Origin of the sequence: Pseudomonas oryzihabitans, assembly GCF_007665395.1 — a bacterium.
Lineage (GTDB): Bacteria > Pseudomonadota > Gammaproteobacteria > Pseudomonadales > Pseudomonadaceae > Chryseomonas > Chryseomonas psychrotolerans_C.
Map to the genome: position 1 here is coordinate 87,675 of NZ_VDND01000014.1, position 18,024 is coordinate 105,698.

Annotated in this window: 14 protein-coding genes, 2 tRNA genes and 1 pseudogene; 3 read left to right on the top strand and 14 right to left on the bottom strand. The window is 66.8% G+C overall.

Annotated elements, in window-relative coordinates; genetic code table 11:
- The first annotated feature begins 638 nt into the window (after positions 1–638).
- On the top strand, positions 639–2,015 hold the full coding sequence (locus FSV73_RS22730; RefSeq protein ID WP_145011897.1) for an amino acid permease: 1,377 nt from the start codon (positions 639–641) through the stop codon (positions 2,013–2,015).
- Between the two features lie 107 nt (positions 2,016–2,122).
- On the opposite strand, the gene FSV73_RS22735 is transcribed toward FSV73_RS22730, so the two are convergent.
- The 10 genes from FSV73_RS22735 to rnr all read right to left on the bottom strand — a co-directional run bounded on the left by FSV73_RS22735 (position 2,123) and on the right by rnr (position 12,573).
- Positions 2,123–3,604, bottom strand: coding sequence for a glucosyltransferase domain-containing protein (locus FSV73_RS22735; RefSeq protein WP_145011900.1), 1,482 nt, complete (start codon positions 3,602–3,604; stop codon positions 2,123–2,125).
- Positions 3,605–3,684: 80 nt separating this feature from the next.
- Positions 3,685–4,701 (bottom strand): D-alanine--D-alanine ligase, encoded by a 1,017-nt coding sequence (locus tag FSV73_RS22740; protein WP_145012062.1) that lies wholly within the window; start codon positions 4,699–4,701, stop codon positions 3,685–3,687.
- Positions 4,701–6,095 carry a replicative DNA helicase gene (gene dnaB, locus FSV73_RS22745; protein WP_145011903.1) on the bottom strand — a complete coding sequence of 465 codons (1,395 nt, stop codon included), beginning with the start codon at positions 6,093–6,095 and terminating at the stop codon, positions 4,701–4,703. The genes FSV73_RS22740 and dnaB overlap by 1 nt, the downstream gene beginning before the upstream one ends.
- A gap of 150 nt (positions 6,096–6,245) precedes the next feature.
- Positions 6,246–6,692, bottom strand: a complete 447-nt coding sequence (gene rplI, locus FSV73_RS22750) for a 50S ribosomal protein L9 (protein ID WP_059231672.1) — start codon at positions 6,690–6,692, stop codon at positions 6,246–6,248.
- A gap of 20 nt (positions 6,693–6,712) precedes the next feature.
- Positions 6,713–7,603: a hypothetical protein gene (locus FSV73_RS22755; RefSeq protein WP_145011906.1), complete on the bottom strand. Its 891-nt coding sequence runs from the start codon at positions 7,601–7,603 to the stop codon at positions 6,713–6,715.
- A gap of 35 nt (positions 7,604–7,638) precedes the next feature.
- A complete protein-coding gene (gene rpsR / locus FSV73_RS22760) occupies positions 7,639–7,869 on the bottom strand; it encodes a 30S ribosomal protein S18 (RefSeq protein ID WP_059316384.1) in 231 nt (76 codons plus the stop codon).
- A 26-nt stretch (positions 7,870–7,895) separates the two neighbouring features.
- Positions 7,896–8,312, bottom strand: coding sequence for a 30S ribosomal protein S6 (gene rpsF, locus FSV73_RS22765; RefSeq protein ID WP_145011909.1), 417 nt, complete (start codon positions 8,310–8,312; stop codon positions 7,896–7,898).
- A 182-nt stretch (positions 8,313–8,494) separates the two neighbouring features.
- Positions 8,495–8,869, bottom strand: coding sequence for a response regulator (locus tag FSV73_RS22770; protein WP_145011912.1), 375 nt, complete (start codon positions 8,867–8,869; stop codon positions 8,495–8,497).
- Between the two features lie 132 nt (positions 8,870–9,001).
- Positions 9,002–9,751 carry a 23S rRNA (guanosine(2251)-2'-O)-methyltransferase RlmB gene (rlmB, locus tag FSV73_RS22775; protein WP_145011915.1) on the bottom strand — a complete coding sequence of 250 codons (750 nt, stop codon included), beginning with the start codon at positions 9,749–9,751 and terminating at the stop codon, positions 9,002–9,004.
- Positions 9,748–12,573: a ribonuclease R gene (gene rnr, locus FSV73_RS22780; protein ID WP_145011918.1), complete on the bottom strand. Its 2,826-nt coding sequence runs from the start codon at positions 12,571–12,573 to the stop codon at positions 9,748–9,750. The genes rlmB and rnr overlap by 4 nt, the downstream gene beginning before the upstream one ends.
- A 213-nt stretch (positions 12,574–12,786) precedes the next feature.
- Between rnr and FSV73_RS22785 the strand changes: the two genes are divergently transcribed.
- Both FSV73_RS22785 and FSV73_RS22790 read left to right on the top strand, forming a co-directional pair.
- Positions 12,787–12,873, top strand: a tRNA-Leu gene (locus FSV73_RS22785).
- A 112-nt stretch (positions 12,874–12,985) separates the two neighbouring features.
- Positions 12,986–13,072: transfer RNA gene (locus tag FSV73_RS22790), tRNA-Leu, on the top strand.
- 89 nt (positions 13,073–13,161) lie between these two features.
- Here FSV73_RS22790 and FSV73_RS26275 read toward each other — a convergent pair.
- The 4 genes and pseudogenes from FSV73_RS26275 to FSV73_RS22805 form a co-directional block, all read right to left on the bottom strand.
- On the bottom strand, positions 13,162–13,833 hold the full coding sequence (locus tag FSV73_RS26275) for a methyl-accepting chemotaxis protein (protein ID WP_437179310.1): 672 nt from the start codon (positions 13,831–13,833) through the stop codon (positions 13,162–13,164).
- A gap of 186 nt (positions 13,834–14,019) precedes the next feature.
- A pseudogene (locus FSV73_RS26280) lies at positions 14,020–15,096 on the bottom strand (HAMP domain-containing protein); the annotation flags it as partial.
- 199 nt (positions 15,097–15,295) lie between these two features.
- Positions 15,296–16,591, bottom strand: coding sequence for an adenylosuccinate synthase (locus FSV73_RS22800; RefSeq protein WP_145011924.1), 1,296 nt, complete (start codon positions 16,589–16,591; stop codon positions 15,296–15,298).
- Positions 16,592–16,669: 78 nt separating this feature from the next.
- A complete protein-coding gene (locus tag FSV73_RS22805; protein ID WP_145011928.1) occupies positions 16,670–17,857 on the bottom strand; it encodes an ATP phosphoribosyltransferase regulatory subunit in 1,188 nt (395 codons plus the stop codon).
- Positions 17,858–18,024 lie beyond the last annotated feature (167 nt).

Consider the following 18,024-nt stretch of genomic DNA (forward strand, 5'->3'; position numbering starts at 1 on the left):
CGCGCCCCTACTCGTCCCCCTCTCCCTTTGAGAGAGGGCCAGGGGGAGAGGGAAGCCCATCGGCCCTGCCCTCCAGCCGTAGGGTGGACAACGGCGCAGCCTTGTCCACGCGTAGCCGCCCCTTTCGCCCAAGAGAGGACCGAGGAAAGATACCCAACGGCAATTCCCACCCGCAGCACGCTCTTCCCCCTCTCTCTCCGAGAGAGAACCGAGGTGAGAGAAACCCATCGGCAATGCCTTTCAGTCGTAGGGTGGACAACGGCGCAGCCTTGTCCAGGCGCAGCCGCCCCTTTCTCCCAAGAAAGGACCGAGGAGAGATACCCAAAGGCAATTCCCACCCGCAGCACGCTCTTCCCCCCCCTCTCTCCGAGAGAAACCCGAGGTGAGAGAAACCCGTCGGCAATGCTTTTCAGCCGTAGGGTGGACAACGGCGCAGCCTTGTCCACACGTAGCCGCCCCTTTCTCCCAGGAGAGGACCGAGGAGAGATATCCAACGGCAATTCCCTGCCACAACACGCTCTTCCCCCTCTCCCTCGGGGAGAGGGCCGGGGTGAGGGAAAGCCCCCGCAGCGGCCTGACTCGACAGGAGTGCTACCATAACCCCCCGCTCCCTCCCCACCACCGAGACACCCCCGTCCATGTCCCAGCCCCAACCCGCCGCCGGCCAGTTGCAGCGCGGCCTGAAGAATCGTCATATCCAGTTGATCGCCCTCGGCGGGGCCATCGGCACCGGCCTGTTCCTCGGCTCGGCCGGGGTGCTCAAGTCGGCCGGTCCGGCGATGATCCTCGGCTACGCCATCGCCGGCTTCATCGCCTTCCTGATCATGCGCCAGCTCGGCGAGATGATCGTCGAGGAGCCGGTGGCCGGCTCCTTCAGCCACTTCGCCAGTCGCTACTGGGGTCGCTTCCCGGGCTTTCTCTCCGGCTGGAACTACTGGGTGCTCTATGTGCTGGTGGGCATGTCGGAACTCACCGCGGTGGGCAAGTACGTGCAGTACTGGTGGCCCGAGGTACCGACCTGGGCCAGCGCCCTGGTGTTCTTCGTGCTGGTCAACGCCATCAACCTGTTCAACGTGAAGGCCTTCGGCGAGACCGAGTTCTGGTTCGCCCTGATCAAGGTGGTCGCCATCCTCGGCATGATGGCCTTCGGGCTCTGGCTGCTGATCAGCGGCGCCGGCGGGCCCGAAGCCTCGGTGAGCAACCTCTGGAGCCATGGCGGCTTCCTGCCCAACGGCTGGAGCGGCCTGTTCGCGGTCCTGGCGATCATCATGTTCTCCTTCGGCGGCCTGGAGCTGGTGGGCATCACCGCCGCCGAGGCCGACCAGCCGCGCACCGTCATCCCCAAGGCCATCAACCAGGTGGTCTGGCGCATCCTGATCTTCTACGTCGGCGCCCTGACCATCCTGCTCTCGCTGCACCCCTGGGACGAGCTGGTACGCAGCATCGGTGCCGGTGGTGACGACTACGCCGGCAGCCCCTTCGTGCAGACCTTCGCCCTGCTCGGCAGCGACACCGCCGCGCACCTGCTCAACTTCGTGGTGCTGACCGCGGCGCTGTCGGTCTACAACAGCGGTGTCTACTGCACCAGCCGCATGCTCTATGGCATGGCCGAGCAAGGCGACGCACCCCGCGCCCTCTTGCGCACCAACCGCAGTGGCGTGCCGCTGCTGGGCATCGCCGTGTCCTCGGCGGTGACCCTGCTGTGCGTGGTGGTGAACTACCTGCTGCCACAGAATGCCCTGGAGCTGCTGATGTCGCTGGTGGTGGCCTCGCTGGTGATCGCCTGGGCGCTGATCAGCCTGACCCACCTGAAATTCCGCACCGCCCAGCGCCAGGCCGGCCGCACCTCGCACTTTCCGGCGTTCTGGTCGCCCTTCGCCAACTGGCTGTGCCTGGCGTTCGTCGGCCTGATCCTGGTGCTGATGCTGCGCATCCCCGGCATCGCCGTGTCGGTCTACGCAATCCCGGTGTGGCTGGCCTTCCTGTTCCTCTGCTTCAAGCTGCGCCGGAGCTGAGCGAGGCACCGGTAGGTTGGGCTGAGACGGCTTCATCGTCGAAGCCCAACAGGCATGGCCGAGCAAGTCATCGTTGGGCTTCGCTACGCTCAGCCCAACCTACCTCCCTACTCGAAGGGTACCCACGGCGGCTGCGGCTTCATGATGATGCAGCCGTCCTGGCCCACCGCCCAGATGTCATAGAAGCGATTGTCGACCAGCCGTGTCGCCGCGCCGGGCACCGCCACGCGCTGGGTACAGCTGTCGCTGTCGGCATCGTCGATCACCCCCAGGTCCTGCAGTCGCTCGGCGATCATGAAGTTGCCCGGCGACAGCCCGAGGATGAAGGGCAAGGCCGGCAGTTGCTCGAAGGTCTTCTGCGCCAGCGGCAGCCAGGCCACCTCCAGCGGCCCGCCGGTCCAGAGGATGCGCTGGAAGGAGCGCAGCTCCGGGCGACTGCTGAGGTCGTGGTGCAGCTCCTGGACGAAACCGCGCTCGAAGGTCTTCTGCGCCGACAGCACCTGGCCGTAGGCATAGGCCAGCGACAGCATCCACAGCAGCGGCAGCACCAGCAGCCAGGTCAGGCGCGGCTGCAGGCGCTCCAGCAGGTCGTGGGCCAGCAGCAACGCCAGGGTCAGCACCACCGCCAGGCCCATCAGGGTGCGGGCCTCGAGGATGAAGTCGCTGAACAGCAGGGTGATGCCGGCGACGCAGAAGGCCAGCACCGGCAGGGTCGCGCCGTACAGCAGCAGGGGCAACAGCGCCCGCCGGCCGTAGGCGCGGGCGTAGCTCAGGACGCCCAGGCCGTAGCCGAGCGCGGCCAGCCCGCCGAACAGCCACCACAGCCAGAGATTGCCCGGGGTGACCAGCAGGCCGACGCTCTGGGCCACCTCGCCCAGGCGCTGCCAGAGCACCGGCAGCAGGTCGCCGCCCAGGCCCGCATGCCGGGTGGTCGCCACCAGTTGGTAGGCCGTCAGGTAATAGATCACCCCGCCCAGCAGCAGTTGCAGGCCCTGGCGCAGGACCAGGCGCAGGGACTGCGCCGGCGCCTCGCGGCGCTGCACCGCGCGGATCAGCTCCAGGCAAGAGAGCCCGAGGAAGACATTGAGCGCCACCTGGTAGAAGGCGATGGCTGCCGCCAGCAACAGCGCCGGCACCAGCAACGCCAAGACCGTATGGCGACTGCGGAAGATCACCGCATAGATCACCGCCACCAAGCTCAGGGCCATGGTCGGGCCATCGTACTGGTAGGTCAGGTTGCCCAGCCAGAACGGCGAGAACCACAGCGGCAGGAGCGCCAGGCACTGGGTCGGCCGGGGCGCGCCGAAGCAGTGGCGGGCCAGGTCGGTCAGCGCCCAGGCCGCTGCGGCGCAGGCGATCAGCAGTGGCAGGGGAAACAGATTGAGGGTGCTGCCGCTGAAGGTCAGCAGCCGGTAGAAGAGCTCGGTGAGCACCCGGCCCTGCTGGCGCCACTCGGGGCCGTTCTGCAACTGGATGCGCCAGTTGTCATCGACATAGGGGAAGTCGACCAGGATGAAGGGCAGGACGAACAGCAGCAGCGCGGAGAAGAACAGCGCCCGGGTCTGCACCGGGGTCAGCGTCTGGGGCATGGCGGCGGGTCCGCATCTGGCTTCGGCACGGGACGCAGCCGCCACCGCCCGAAGCGATAGCGGCGTCGGCTGCGGAGGGGTCAGGCCTGCAGGGCGAGCCGGCAGATGCGTTCGCAGAGCTCGTCGAAGTCGATGCCGACCGCCGCGGCCGATTGCGGCAGCAGGCTGGTGGCGGTCATGCCCGGCAGGGTATTGACCTCCAGGCACCATAGCCGCCCTTCGGCGTCCAGGCGGAAGTCGGCGCGGCTGTAGCCGTCCAGCTTGAGCGCCCGGTGCGCGGCCAGGGCCAGCCGGCGCGCTTCCGCGGCGATCTCCATGGAGACCTCGGCGGGGAATACCTCGACCGCGCCCTGGGGCTGGTACTTGCTGGTGTAGTCGAACACCCCGCTCTGGCCGAGGACGATCTCGCCCACTGCCAGCGGCTGGTCGCCCAGCACGCCGACGGTCAGCTCGCGCCCGGCGACGAAGCGCTCGATCATCACCTCGCGGTCGTAGCGCAGCGCCAGCTCGATGGCCGGCTGCAGCTCCTCGGCGCGGCTGACCTTGGTCAGCCCTACGGTGGAGCCCTGCTGGCTGGGCTTGACGATCACCGGGAAGCCCAGGGTCTCGGCCACCGCCTGGGCATCCACCGGTGCCATCAGCCAGTCGGCGGTAGGCACCCCGGCGGCGCGGAACAGCCGCTTGCTGAGGTCCTTGTCCATGGCCACGGCGCTGCCCACCCGGCCACTGCCGGTGTAGCTCAGCTCGGCCAGGTCGAGCAGGGTCTGCAAGGTGCCGTTCTCACCGGTCCCGCCGTGCAGGGCGAGGAACAGCAGATCCTGGTCACCCAGTTCGGCGCGACTGAGCACGGCGCCGGCATCCTGGCCACGCATCCGCGCCAGGGCGGTCCGCTCCGGCGGCTCGAGGCCGACCCGGGCCTCCAGCAGCGCCCGCTCGGCGTCTTCGTCGAGCAGGCCCAGGGCGGTGTCCACGGTCACCACCTGGTGCCCGCGCCGGCGCAGGGCCGCCACCACCTGGGCGCCACTGGCGATGGACACATCGCGCTCCTCGCTGGTGCCGCCGAGCAGGACGGCGATCTTCAGCTTGTCCTTGACCATCATTCGTCCTCGAAAACGTAGCTGCCGGGCGCGAGATTCTCGAACCGGGTGTATTTGCCGATGAAGGCCAGCCGCGTGGTGCCGATCGGCCCGTTACGCTGCTTGCCGATGATGATTTCCGCCACGCCCTTGTACTCGGTCTCCGGGTGATACACCTCGTCCCGGTAGACGAACATGATGACGTCGGCGTCCTGCTCGATGGCGCCCGATTCACGCAGGTCGGAGTTCACCGGACGCTTGTTCGGCCGCTGCTCCAGCGAGCGGTTGAGCTGGGAGAGCGCCACCACCGGGCAGTTGAACTCCTTCGCCAGGCCCTTGAGCGAACGCGAGATCTCGGATATCTCGGCGGTGCGGTTCTCGCCACTGCTGCCGCCGATCTGCATCAGCTGCAGGTAATCCACCATGATCAAGGCCAGATCGCCGTGCTCGCGCACCAGGCGACGGGTGCGGGCACGCATTTCCGAGGGGCTGATGCCGGCGGTATCGTCGATGAACAGCTTGCGGTCGTTGAGCAGGTTGACCGCCGAGGTCAGTCGCGGCCAGTCGTCATCGTCCAGCTTGCCGGAACGCACCTTGGTCTGGTCGATGCGGCCGAGGGACGAGAGCATCCGCAGCACGATGGAGTCGGCGGGCATCTCCAGGGAGAACACCAGCACTGCCTTGTCGGTGCGCAGCACCGCGTTCTCCACCAGGTTCATGGCGAAGGTGGTCTTGCCCATGGACGGGCGGCCGGCGACGATGATCAGGTCCGCCGGCTGCAGGCCGCTGGTCTTCTCGTCCAGGTCGGCGAAGCCAGTGGAGACGCCGGTGATGGCGTCGCTGGAATTGAACAGCGTATCGATGCGGTCGATGGCCTTGGTCAGGATGTCGTTCACCCCGACCGGGCCGCCGGACTTGGGACGCGCCTCGGCGATCTCGAAGATCTTGCGCTCGGCTTCGTCGAGCAGGTCGTTGGCCCCGCGCCCTTCCGGGTTGTAGGCGCTGTCGGCGATGTCGGCGCTGATGCCGATCAGCTGGCGCAGGGTGGCCCGCTCGCGGACGATCTGCGCATAGGCCTTGATGTTGGCGACCGAGGGGGTGTTCTTCGCCAGCTCGGCCAGGTAGGCCAGGCCGCCCACCTGGGGCAGTTGGCCTTCGTTGTCCAGCTGCTCGGACAGGGTCACCACGTCGAACGGCTGGTTGCGCTCGGCCAGGCGGGCCACGGCGCGGAAGATAAGTCGGTGATCGTGCCGATAGAAGTCGCCATCGGACACCTGATCGAGCACGCGCTCCCAGGCATTGTTGTCCAGCATCAGACCGCCCAGCACGGCCTGTTCGGCCTCGATGGAGTGCGGCGGTACCTTGAGGGCAGCGGTCTGCAGATCGTACTGCTCGGGCAGGGAAATCTCGTTCATGCGCAGGTCTTGGGCCCCCGTTGCGGGTGGCGAAATGATTTTCGAAACGGCAGAAAAGACAAAGGGCACGTCACTGCCTTGGCAATGACGTGCCCGATTGTCGGCAGACCGGCGCCGGGGCGCAAGTCCGCCAGTCAGGCGACGGCGCGCTTACTCAGCGACGACGACGACCTTGACGGTGGCTTCGACGTCGGTGTGCAGGTGCACTTCGACATCGTATTCGCCGGTGTTGCGCAGGGCGCCGTTGGGCAGGCGAACTTCGCTCTTGTCCAGCTCGACGCCAGCGGCGCTGACGGCTTCGGCGATGTCGCGGGTGCCGATGGAACCGAACAGCTTGCCTTCGTCGCCGGAGTTGGCGGCGATGGTCACGGTCAGTTCAGCCAGCTTTGCGGCACGGGCGTCGGCCTGGGCCTTCTTCTCGGCAGCCTGCTTCTCGAGCTCGGCGCGACGAGCTTCGAAAGCCTCGACGTTGGCAGCGGTAGCTGCGGTGGCCTTGCCCTGCGGCAGCAGGAAGTTACGGGCGTAGCCGCCCTTGACGTTCACTTTGTCGCCCAGGTTGCCCAGGTTGGCGATCTTTTCCAGCAGGATGACATCCATTGAGTCTTTCCTCTTAACTTTTAACCTTCACCGTCCGTCGGCCCCTGCGGCTCTTGCGCAGACCGCCCACGGAAATCGAACACGCTATCGATCACAGCCAGAATCACCAACAACGGATAGATCAGCTGCCCGAACAGCAGCAGCGTCACGTACAGCCCCACCAGCCAGAAGCCCGCCAGGCGCTTGGCCGCCACCAGCCCGTGCAGCAGGGCGATGCCGGCGAACGCCAGCGGCACGCTGCACAGCGGGGTCAGCAGGCCAAGCCCACTGCCCAGGTTCGGCGCCAGCACCAGCAGGGCCAGCAGGCCGAGCGCGATGGCTGGACGTAGCCTCAGGGCCCGGAACTCACGCCCGAACCCCTGGGGGTTGTACAGCGCCGCCTGCCAGTAGCGCCCCAACATCAGGCACAGCAGGCAGGTGATCTGGAAGAACGCCGCCATCAGGCCGGTCAGCACGGGCAGCAGCAACAACTGCAACTGCGCCTGCTTTTCCGGCGGCAACTGCGCCGCGCTCGGGCCCAGCACCTTGGGCAACATCTGGCGGATTTCGTCCGCCAGCTGCGCGATCCCCTCGGCGTAGACCTGGCCCAGCACCAGCGCGAAGGCCAGTCCCAGGGGGACACTGGCCAGCAGCACCCGCGTCCAGGACCCGCTCTGGCGCAATATCGCCGCCAGCAGCGTCGAACCCAGCAACACCAGCAGAATGCTGGCATCACCCAGATACAGCCAGAACAGCGCCGGCAGCAGGGCCCAGACCAGCACCCCGGCCGCCGCGGCAGGTCCCCGGCGCAACAGCACCAGGCTGCCACCGGCAGCGGTCATCCAGTACAGCAGCGGCACGATCGCGCCCAGCACCACCACCAGGGTGGCCTGAGTACGGCCGCGCATGATGAACTCAGCCAGAGGCCGCATGCCGTGTTTATCCGTTATCCGTGCTCAGGCGTCGATCAACGACCGTGGCTGTCGGTGTAGGGCAGCAGGGCCAGGTAACGGGCACGCTTGATGGCGGCGCCCAGCTGACGCTGGTACTTGGCCTTGGTGCCAGTGATACGGCTCGGGACGATCTTGCCGGTTTCGGAGACGTAGGCCTTCAGGGTGTTGAGATCCTTGTAGTCGATCTCTTTCACGCCTTCGGCGGTGAAACGGCAGAACTTACGACGACGGAAGAAACGTGCCATGACAATGATTCCTCGCTAGATCCAGATTACTCGGCGCTGTCGGCGTCGTCGGAGTTGCCATCGGCGGACTCAGACTCGGACTCGGCGGGACGCTCGCGACGCTCGCGACGCTCGTTGCGGTTTTCTTCGGCCTTGAGCATCTCGGATTGACCGGTGACGGCCTCGTCACGGCGCAGGATCATGTTGCGGATCACGGCGTCGTTGTAGCGGAAGTTGTCTTCCAGCTCGGCCAGGGCCTTGGCGCTGCACTCGATGTTCATGAGTACGTAGTGAGCCTTGTGAACGTTGTCGATGGCGTAAGCCAGCTGACGACGGCCCCAGTCTTCCAGGCGATGGACTTTGCCACCGTCTTCTTCGATAGCCTTGGTGTAGCGCTCGACCATGCCGCCCACCTGTTCGCTCTGGTCCGGATGAACCAGGAACACGACTTCGTAATGACGCATTTAATGCTCCTTACGGGTTGCAGCCTGCCGCGCAGACGCGGTCAGGCAAGGAGTGAATAGTTCGGGTGACTTGCCCGGCGGAGTACGGACGCACTCCGGGCAAGGGGCGACATTCTAGAGAAGGGCGCCCGGAGGCGCAACCGCGGGCATGACCGGCGCGACCGCCGGCCAGCGCGGGGTACTCAGCGTCGCACGTCGGCCAGGGCCTGGCGGATCTTGTTCAGGTCGTAGGGCTTGATCAGCACCCCGACCCGCTCCTCCATGCCCGGCTCGGGCTCGAAGGCATAACCCGAGGCGACGACGATGCGCAGCGCCGGATCCATCACCAGGGCGCACCGCGTCAATTCGATACCGGACATGCCACCCAGCCCGATATCGGTGAACAGTACATCGTGCTCGCCCTGCGGCAGCAGCTCCAGGGCGGCCTCCGCCGAGGCGACGGCCGTGACCTGGTGGTCCAGCTCTTCGATGACTTCCGTGGTCAGCATGCGCAACGTGGCATCGTCTTCGACAAGCAGCACTCGCAAGCCGACCGGCTCTTGGATCTCCTGACTCACGCGGGCATCCTCTCGTTTACCTGCCTCACCCCGGGGTTTCCCAAGGCTAGCCTGGTATTCTGCGCATTGCAGCGCGATTCGTATAGTGCGATACGCACTTCCCAGGCGCCCAGGCGTTTCCTCATGTTCCCATCAGGACGGCGAGGCGCGTCGCTGGCGCACGGCTTCGAACAGGCAGACACCGGTCGCCACCGAGACGTTGAGACTGCTGACACTGCCAGCCATGGGCAGGCGGGCCAGGTGATCGCAGTGCTCGCGGGTGAGCCGGCGCATGCCCTTGCCTTCGGCCCCCATGACCACCACGGTCGGACCACTCATGTCGATGTCATAGATCTCCTGGGTCGCCTCACCGGCGGTGCCCACGATCCACAGACCGCGCTTCTGCAGCTTTTCCAGGGTGCGCGCCAGGTTGGTGACGGCCACCAGCGGCAACACCTCGGCCGCGCCGCAGGCCACCTTGCGCACCACCGCGGTCAGGGTGGCGGACTTGTCCTTGGGCACGATCACCGCCAGTGCCCCGGCGGCATCGGCGCTGCGCAGGCAGGCGCCGAGGTTGTGCGGATCGGTCACGCCATCCAGCACCAGCAGCAACGGCGGCCCCTCGGCCCGGTCGAGCAATTCCTCGAGCATGGCCTCGCCCCAGACCTGGCTGGGGCTGACCTGCGCCAGCACCCCCTGGTGCACCCCTTCGGCCAGTTCGTCGAGCTGGGCACGGGGCTTGGTTTCCACCGCCAGGCGCTGGCCGGCGGCCAGTTCCAGCAAGGCCTCGACGCGCGGCTCACGGCGTCCATCGGCGATCCACAGCTGCTTGACGCGGCGCGGATGGAAGCGCAGCAGCGCTTCCACGGCGTGGATACCGTAGACGGTTTCCAACTGGCTCATGCGTCATCCTTGGGGCGCGACTGACCCTTGCGATGCGGCTTCTTCGCCTTGGCCTTGGTTCTGGCCTTGGCAGCGGCCGCGGCCTGCCCCTCGTCCTTGGGCTGGCTCGCCGTCTTCTTCTTGGCGGCGACGGCCTTGGCCTTCTTGACCTTGGCTTCCACCGCGGCGGCGCCTTCGGCCGCGGCGCTGGACGCCTTGGACTGACGGGCCGCCGGAGCGGTACGCGCCTTGGCCGTGGCGCTGGCCTTGCTCTTGTCGGTCTTGCCCTGAGCGCCGGCCTTGCCCTGGGTACCGGACTTGCCTTGAGCGCTGGCCTTGCCCTGGCCGCTGGACTTGCCCTTGGCCGGGGGCTTGCCGCCCTCGACCTTGGCTTCCGCCAGCAACGCCTGCTTCACCGCGCGGCTGCGCTTGACGTCGGTATTGCCCAGCAGCTTGTCGGCCTGCTCCAGCAGTTCCGGCGACACCGAGGTGGCCGGGGCTTCCGGCGTCGGGGCGACGGCCTGGTCTTCAACCGGGGCGTCGCGGCGGCGACCGCGATTGTCACGCTTGCGGCGCGGCTCGCGCTCTTCGCGGACCCGGGGTGCGCCAGCACTGGCCGGCAGCACGAAATCGATCTTGCGCTCATCCAGGTCGACGCGCGCCACCACCACCTCGATCGGATCGCCCAGGCGGTAGCTGCGGCCGCTGCGCTCGCCGGAAAGACGATGATGGACGCTGTCGAAGTGGTAGTAGTCGTCCGGCAGCGCGGTGACGTGCACCAGGCCTTCGACGAAGACCTCGGACAGCTCGACGAACAGGCCGAAGCCGGTCACCGCGGTGATGACGCCGGCATAGGTCTCGCCGACCCGATCCTTCATGAACTCGCACTTGAGCCAGTTGGAGACGTCACGGGTGGCTTCGTCGGCGCGGCGCTCGGTCATGGAGCACTGCTCACCGAGCTGATCCAGACGCAGCTCGTCGTAGGGATAGATCCGCGCCTTGGCCATGCTCGTCGCGCCCGCGCGCTTGACGTGCTTGGTCTCCAGCTTGGAGCGGATCACGCTGCGAATCGCACGATGGATCAACAGGTCCGGATAACGGCGGATCGGCGAGGTGAAGTGGGTATAGGCCTCGTAGTTGAGACCGAAGTGACCGTTGTTGTCCGGACTGTAGACCGCCTGGCTCAAGGACCTCAGCATGACGGTCTGGATCAGGCGGAAGTCCGGACGCTCGCGGATCTGCTGCAGCAGCGCCTGGTAGTCCGAGGGCACCGGATTGGCCTTGCCCTTGGTCAGCGACAGGCCCATCTCACCGAGGAACTGGCGGAGGTTGGTCTGCTTTTCCAGGGGCGGCGCGTCGTGTACCCGATACAGGGCGGGAACCTTGTGCTTCTCGAGGAACTTGGCGGTGGCCACGTTGGCGCACAGCATGCACTCCTCGATCAGCTTGTGGGCGTCGTTGCGCTGGGTCGGGCGGATTTCCGAGATCTTGCGATCGGCACCGAAGACGATGCGCGTCTCCTGGGTCTCGAAATCGATGGCACCACGCACGTGGCGCGCGGCCAGCAGCACCTTGTACAGCCCATAGAGCTGCTCGAGATGCGGCACCACGTCGCCCAGTTGCTTGCGCAACTGCTTGCCTTCGACCGACTTGGGCTGCTCCAGCACCGCGGAGACCTTGTTGTAGGTCAGCCGCGCATGGGAATGGATGACCGCTTCGTAGAACTGGTAGCCGGTCATGCGGCCGGAGGCGGCGATGGTCATCTCGCAGACCATGGCCAGGCGATCAACCTGGGGATTCAGCGAGCAGAGCCCGTTGGACAGGGCTTCCGGCAGCATGGGAATGACCCGCTCGGGGAAATACACCGAGTTGCCGCGCTTCTCCGCCTCGGCGTCCAGCGCCGAGCCGACCTTGACGTAGTGGGAGACGTCGGCGATGGCCACGTAGAGGCGCCAGCCGCCGGACTTCTTCGGCTCGGCATAGACGGCGTCGTCGAAGTCGCGGGCATCTTCGCCATCGATGGTGACGAAGGGCAGCTGACGCAGGTCGATGCGCTTCTGCTTGTCCTTCTCCTCCACCTCGGGCTTGAGCTTGGCGGCCTCCTTCTCGACGGCCTTGGGCCATTCGTTGGGGATGTCGTAGCTGCGCAGCGCGACCTCGATCTCCATGCCCGGCGCCATGTAGTCGCCGAGGATCTCGATTACCTCGCCCTGGGCCTGGCGGAAGGTGGTGGGCCACTCGTCGATGCGCACCTGCACGAACTGACCATGGGCAGCGCCGCCGTGCTTGCCTTCGGGCACCAGCACCTGCTGGCCGATCTTGGGATTGTCCGGCACCACGTAGGCCAGCCCGCTCTCCTGGAAGAAGCGCCCGACCAGGGACTCGTGGGCCCGGTTGACCACTTCCACCAGGCCGCCTTCGCGCCGACCACGACGGTCATGGCCGGCGACCCGCGCCAGGGCGATGTCGCCATCGAACACCAGGCGCATCTGCGCCGGGCTGAGGAAGAGATCGTCGCTGCCGTCGTCGGGGATCAGGAAGCCGAAGCCGTCCCGGTGACCGGCGATGCGACCCCGTACCAGGTCCAGCTTGTCGATGGGCGCATAGGCGCCACGGCGGGTGTAGATCACCTGACCGTCGCGCTCCATGGCGCGCATGCGGCGCCGAAGGGCTTCGAGCTGGTCTTCGGTGACGAGGCCGAATTCCTCGGCGAGCTGCGGCCGAGTGGCCGGAGCGCCGCGGTCGGCGAGATGAGCCAGAATGAGTTCGCGACTCGGAATGGGGTTATCGTACTTTTCCGCTTCCCGGGCGGCCTCGGGATCGAGGGATTGCCAATCGGCCATCAGTCTGGGGTTACCTTCTATGTCGATGTACGGTAGGAGATGCCATGAAGCCTATTGAAACGTGAAAACCGCGCAATAGTTAGTCTGGCATGCTCAATAAAAATATTTTTCACAGCAGGGGTTTACAAGCAAACGACCCCTGAGTAAAGTGCCGCCCCACGACGCCGTGAGCAGTTGCGACGTCGGAGTCGATGAGCGATCATCGCATTGAGTGCCCAGGTGGCGGAATTGGTAGACGCACTAGGTTCAGGTCCTAGCGGTGGCAACACCGTGGAAGTTCGAGTCTTCTCCTGGGCACCACTCATTATAGTCGATCGATTTGCAGATCGGTCGACGAAAAGCCGGCGCTAGCCGGTTTTTTAATCCCGAACCCCGTAAGGGCGACGGGAAGCGATCAGAAGTCGCACTGCAGGCCCAGGTGGCGGAATTGGTAGACGCACTAGGTTCAGGTCCTAGCGGTGGCAACACCGTGGAAGTTCGAGTCTTCTCCTGGGCACCAATACCAAGCGGACGATCCCTGATCGGACGCACTGAAAAAACCGGCTTCGGCCGGTTTTTTCTTGCCCGCGAAAAAGCGCAGCCCGGAGGCTACGCCTTGAATTGCCCCAGGCTGCCGCGCAACTGCGCGGCCAGCTCCGCCAGGGTACGCCCGCCGCGCGCGGTGGCCGCCATCGACTCGGCCGCCTTCAGGGCCTCGCCATGGATCACCTCGACACGCAGGCGCACGGCCGCGGCGCCCTCGGCCTGGCGGCGCGCCGCCTGGGCAGCGGTGCTCATGCTGGCATGCACCTGATCCACCGCGAGGTGGACGTCCTGCTGGATCCGATTGCTGTCGCGCAGCACGGCCAGGCCGCTGCTCGCCTGCTGGCGCGCCTCGCCGATGGCCGCCACCGCTTCGCGAGCGCCCTCCTGCAACCCGGCGATGTGGGTGCGGATGCTGCCGGTGGATTCCTGGGTCTTGCTGGCGAGGGCGCGCACCTCGTCGGCGACCACCGCGAAGCCCCGGCCACTCTCGCCGGCACGCGCGGCCTCGATGGCGGCATTGAGCGCCAGCAGGTTGGTCTGCTCGGCGATCCCGCGGATCACGTCCAGCACCACCTCGATCTGCTCGCTCTGGGCCGCCAGCCGCTCGATCACCTGGGCGCCGGACTCGACCTGGGTCACCAGGCCTTCGATGCCCTGGGCCACCTGGCTGGCGATCCGCGCGTTGCTCTGGGTGGAACTGCGAATGGCTTCCACCTGCTGCAGGGCGCCCTGCATGGCGGCGCTTTCACCCTCGGCTTCCGCGGCGATGCCGGACAGGGCCTCCAGGCTACGGGCCACCTCCTCGCGCTGCCGCTGCGCCGCGGCCTCGGCGGTGGCACTGCTGCCAGCCAGGCCACGGATCTCCTCGCCGGTGCGCGCGGCGACGCCATTGGCCTCGCTCACCAGCGGTTGGAGCTTGGCGATGAAACGATCCACCGCACCGCCCAATGCCTGGATCTCGTCACCCTGCCCCAGGTTCAACCGCCGGGTGAGATCCCCCTCCCCCGCCGCCAGGTCGTCCAGGGCGCGCTGCAATACGCCGATCCGGCTCAGCACCCGACGCCCCAGCACCAGGGCCACCGCCAGCACCATGACCACCCCGACCAGGATCAGCCCCAGGGCGATCTGCCAACGCAGCGTCCCGGCCAGGGCGGCGACCGTCTCGCTGGCGTTGCGACTCATCGCCAGGGCCGTCTGGCGGGTTCCCTCCAGGCGCGCCGACAGGGTCGCCGCGCTGCCCTTGGCCGCGGCCGCCACACTGCTGGACACCAGGCCGCCGGCATCCTCGATCAGGGTCTTGAAGCTCTGATCCAGAGCGACGCCGGCGCGGTCGATGGACTGGGTGGAGAAGCCCACCACCACCTTGCCGATCTCCACCCCATTGGGATTGATGGAGGCATCCACCCGGTAGACCGACGGATCGCGGGTGGCCGCCTCCAGCACCTTGGCCAGGGCACCCTCGCCCTGGCCGGCGGCGAGCAAGCGGGCAACGCGCTCGTCCTGACGATTGAGGTAGCGCGTCAGGTTCTGACCCTGGGCATCCTGGAAGACCACGAAGAGCACGTCGGGATTGCTCTGCGCCCGCCGCGCCAGATCGGACAGCGCCGGGACGTCGGCATCCCACATGGCCTTGGGCGCGACACCAGCCAGCAATTCGGCCAGGTTTCGGGCATTGCTCTTCAGCGTCGCGGTCAGGGTCTCGCCCACCTGCTGACGCTCCCGGGTGAGGCGCTGCGACAGGCCTTCGGCGAGGCGTGTGCGGGTCTGGCCCGCCAGCTCGGCCAGGCTGCCATCCACCTCGCCACCGGCTTGCCGCAGGTTGTCCGCCAGCCGCTCGGATTCTCCCGACAGCCGCTCGGCCAACCCCGACTGCAACCCCTTTACCGCATCCTGGGTGAGCCATACCGCCAGCGCGACCTGGAGGACGACGGCGAGCACCAGACTGACGAACACCGGCAGCAACAGGCGACTGCGCAGCAAGGACAAGAGAAACGACATGGGGGTCTCCAACGGCAAGGGACAGTGACAGGCTGTCGGCCGACCGGCGCAGAGCTGGAGCCACAACCTTGAATAGTCATAGCAATATGCTGGCCATTCCGGACCAGCGGTTGCCCTGGATCAACCAGCGTCGCTCCCACCCCAGAATGCGAAAAGCCCCGCGGGGCGGGGCTTTTCAGGCTGCATCCTTTTGGCGCACTCAGGCGAAGGGATGGCGCAGCACGATGGTTTCCTTGCGATCCGGACCGGTCGAGACGATGTCGATCGGCGCCTCGACCAGCTCGGCGATGCGGCGGATATAGGCCTGGGCATTGGCCGGCAGCGCCTCGAGGCTCTGGGCGCCGACGGTAGACTCGCTCCAGCCCGGCATCTCCTCGTAGACCGGCTGCAGACCTGTGTAGCTGTCGGCGTCGGTGGGCGCCTCGGTCAGCAGGTTGCCAGCGGCGTCCTTGTAGCCGGTGCAGATGCGCACGGTTTCCAGGCCATCGAGCACGTCCAGCTTGGTCAGGCACAGACCGGAGATGCTGTTGATCTCGATGGAGCGACGCAGGATGACCGCATCGAACCAGCCGCAACGGCGCGGGCGGCCGGTGACGGAACCGAATTCATGCCCCTGCTTGGCCAGGTAGGCACCGGTCTCGTCGAACAGCTCGGTCGGGAAGGGACCGGAACCGACACGGGTGGTGTAGGCCTTGGTGATGCCGAGGATGTAGTCCAGGTACAGCGGGCCCACGCCGGAACCGGTCGCCACGCCACCGGCGGTGGTGTTGGAACTGGTGACGAAGGGATAGGTACCGTGGTCGATGTCCAGCAGGGTGCCCTGGGCGCCTTCGAACATCAGGTTCTCGCCGGCCTTGCGCAGCTCGTGCAGGCGACTGACCACGTCCATGACCAGCGGCTGCATGACCTTGGCGTGCTCCATGGCCTCGTCGTAGGTCTTCTGGAAGTCCACCGGCGGCTCGTTGAAATAGTTCTGCAGGACGAAGTTGTGGTAGTCCAGCACTTCCTTGAGCTTGGCGGCGAAGCGCTCGGGATGGAACAGGTCGCCGACCCGCAGGCCGCGCCGGGCGATCTTGTCTTCGTAGGCCGGGCCGATGCCGCGACCGGTGGTGCCGATCTTGGCTTCACCACGGGCCTTCTCGCGGGCCTGGTCCAGGGCCACGTGGTAGGGCAGGATCAGCGAACAGGCGGAGCTGATGCGCAGGCGCTCGCGCACCGGCACGCCGCGGGCCTCCAGCTCGCCGACTTCCTTGAACAGGGCTTCCGGCGACAGCACCACGCCATTGCCGATCAGGCACTGGGTGTCGGCGCGCAGGATGCCCGAGGGAATCAGCCGCAGGATGGTCTTCTGACCATCGATGACCAGCGTATGGCCGGCGTTGTGGCCGCCCTGATAACGCACCACGGCAGCGGCCTGGTCGGTCAGCAGGTCCACGATCTTGCCCTTGCCCTCATCACCCCACTGGGTGCCCAGGACGACGACGTTCTTACCCATAACCTTATCCCCTGTCAGGAAGATTTCTGTCGGCCAGGCCGACGATGCTCACGTTCACCCGGATGCCAGATCCGGTGTTTAGGAATTCAAGGGCACTACCGCCCAGACACCCTGCTGCTCGACCAGACGCCGGTCGCAGCCCGCGGTGCGCAGCTGGTCTTCGTCGTCGTGGCGGGTGGCCTGGACCACCCGCTCGCCGGCGGCGCGCAGCTCGCGCACGGCCTGCCAGAGCGCCGGGGCATCGCCAGCCGGGGCCCAGATGCCGCGACGCGGCTCGTCCAGCACGGCGGTGCCCAGCTCGACGAGGGTCTTGAGGTCGGTGGAAAAGCCGGTAGCCGGCCGCGAACGACCGAAGTCGGCGCCGATGTTGTCGTAGCGCCCGCCCTGGGCGATGGACTCGCCGGTACCGGGCACGAAGGCGGCGAAGACCACCCCGGTGTGATAGTGGTAACCGCGCAGCTCACCCAGATCGAAATACAGCGGCATGCCCGGGAAGCGACCGGCGAGCGACTCGGCCAGGGCTTCCAGCTCGCCCAGCGCCTGGATCACCGGCGCGGGGGCGCCCGCCAGGCGTTGGCGGGCTTGGTCCAGCACCGCGGCATCGCCACTCAGCTCGACCAGGGCGCGCAACCAGCCGCGCTCGGCGGCGGGCAGGGCGGCGGTCAGCTCGGCGACCTCGTCGACCGCCTTGCGCTGCAGGGCGTCGAATAGCTGCTGCTCACTGGCTCCCGAGACACCGGCGACCTGGCACAGCCCGCGATAGATGCCGACGTGACCCAGGTCCATGTGCACATCGGCCACCTGGGCCTGCTCGAGCACGTCGAGCATCAGGCTGATGACTTCCAGATCCCCTTCGCTGCCGGGAACACCATAGAGCTCGGCACCGACCTGGATCGGGCTGCGCGAGGTGGACAGTGCCCGTGGCCGGGTATGCAGCACGCTGCCGGCGTAGCACAGCCGGCTCGGACCGCTCTGCTTGAGGCTGTGGGCCTCCATGCGGGCCACCTGGGGCGTGATGTCGGAACGAAAGCCCATGAGGCGGCCGGAACTGGGATCGGTCACCTTGAAGGTGCGCAGCTCCAGTTCCTTGGCCGCGCCGGTAAGCAGCGATTCCAGGAATTCCAGGTGCGGGGTGATGACGAACTCGTAGCCCCAGCAATGGAACAGCTCCAGCACCCGACGCCGCGCGGCCTCGATGCGCGCCGCATCGGGCGGCAGGATTTCCTCGATACCGTCAGGCAGCAGCCAGCGGTCTACCGTAGCCATTAGGCCTCTTCTCCATGTCATGGATCGGCACGCGGCTGCCAAGGTCGAGGCAGCGAACTCCCGGGGAAGTCCTGCTGCGGAAACGAGCCGCTCTGCCGTGGATTGCTACCCGGATCAGCCAGGGCGTTGCCCTTCCACGGGTTTCGTACGGACGCAAAAAAGCCGGG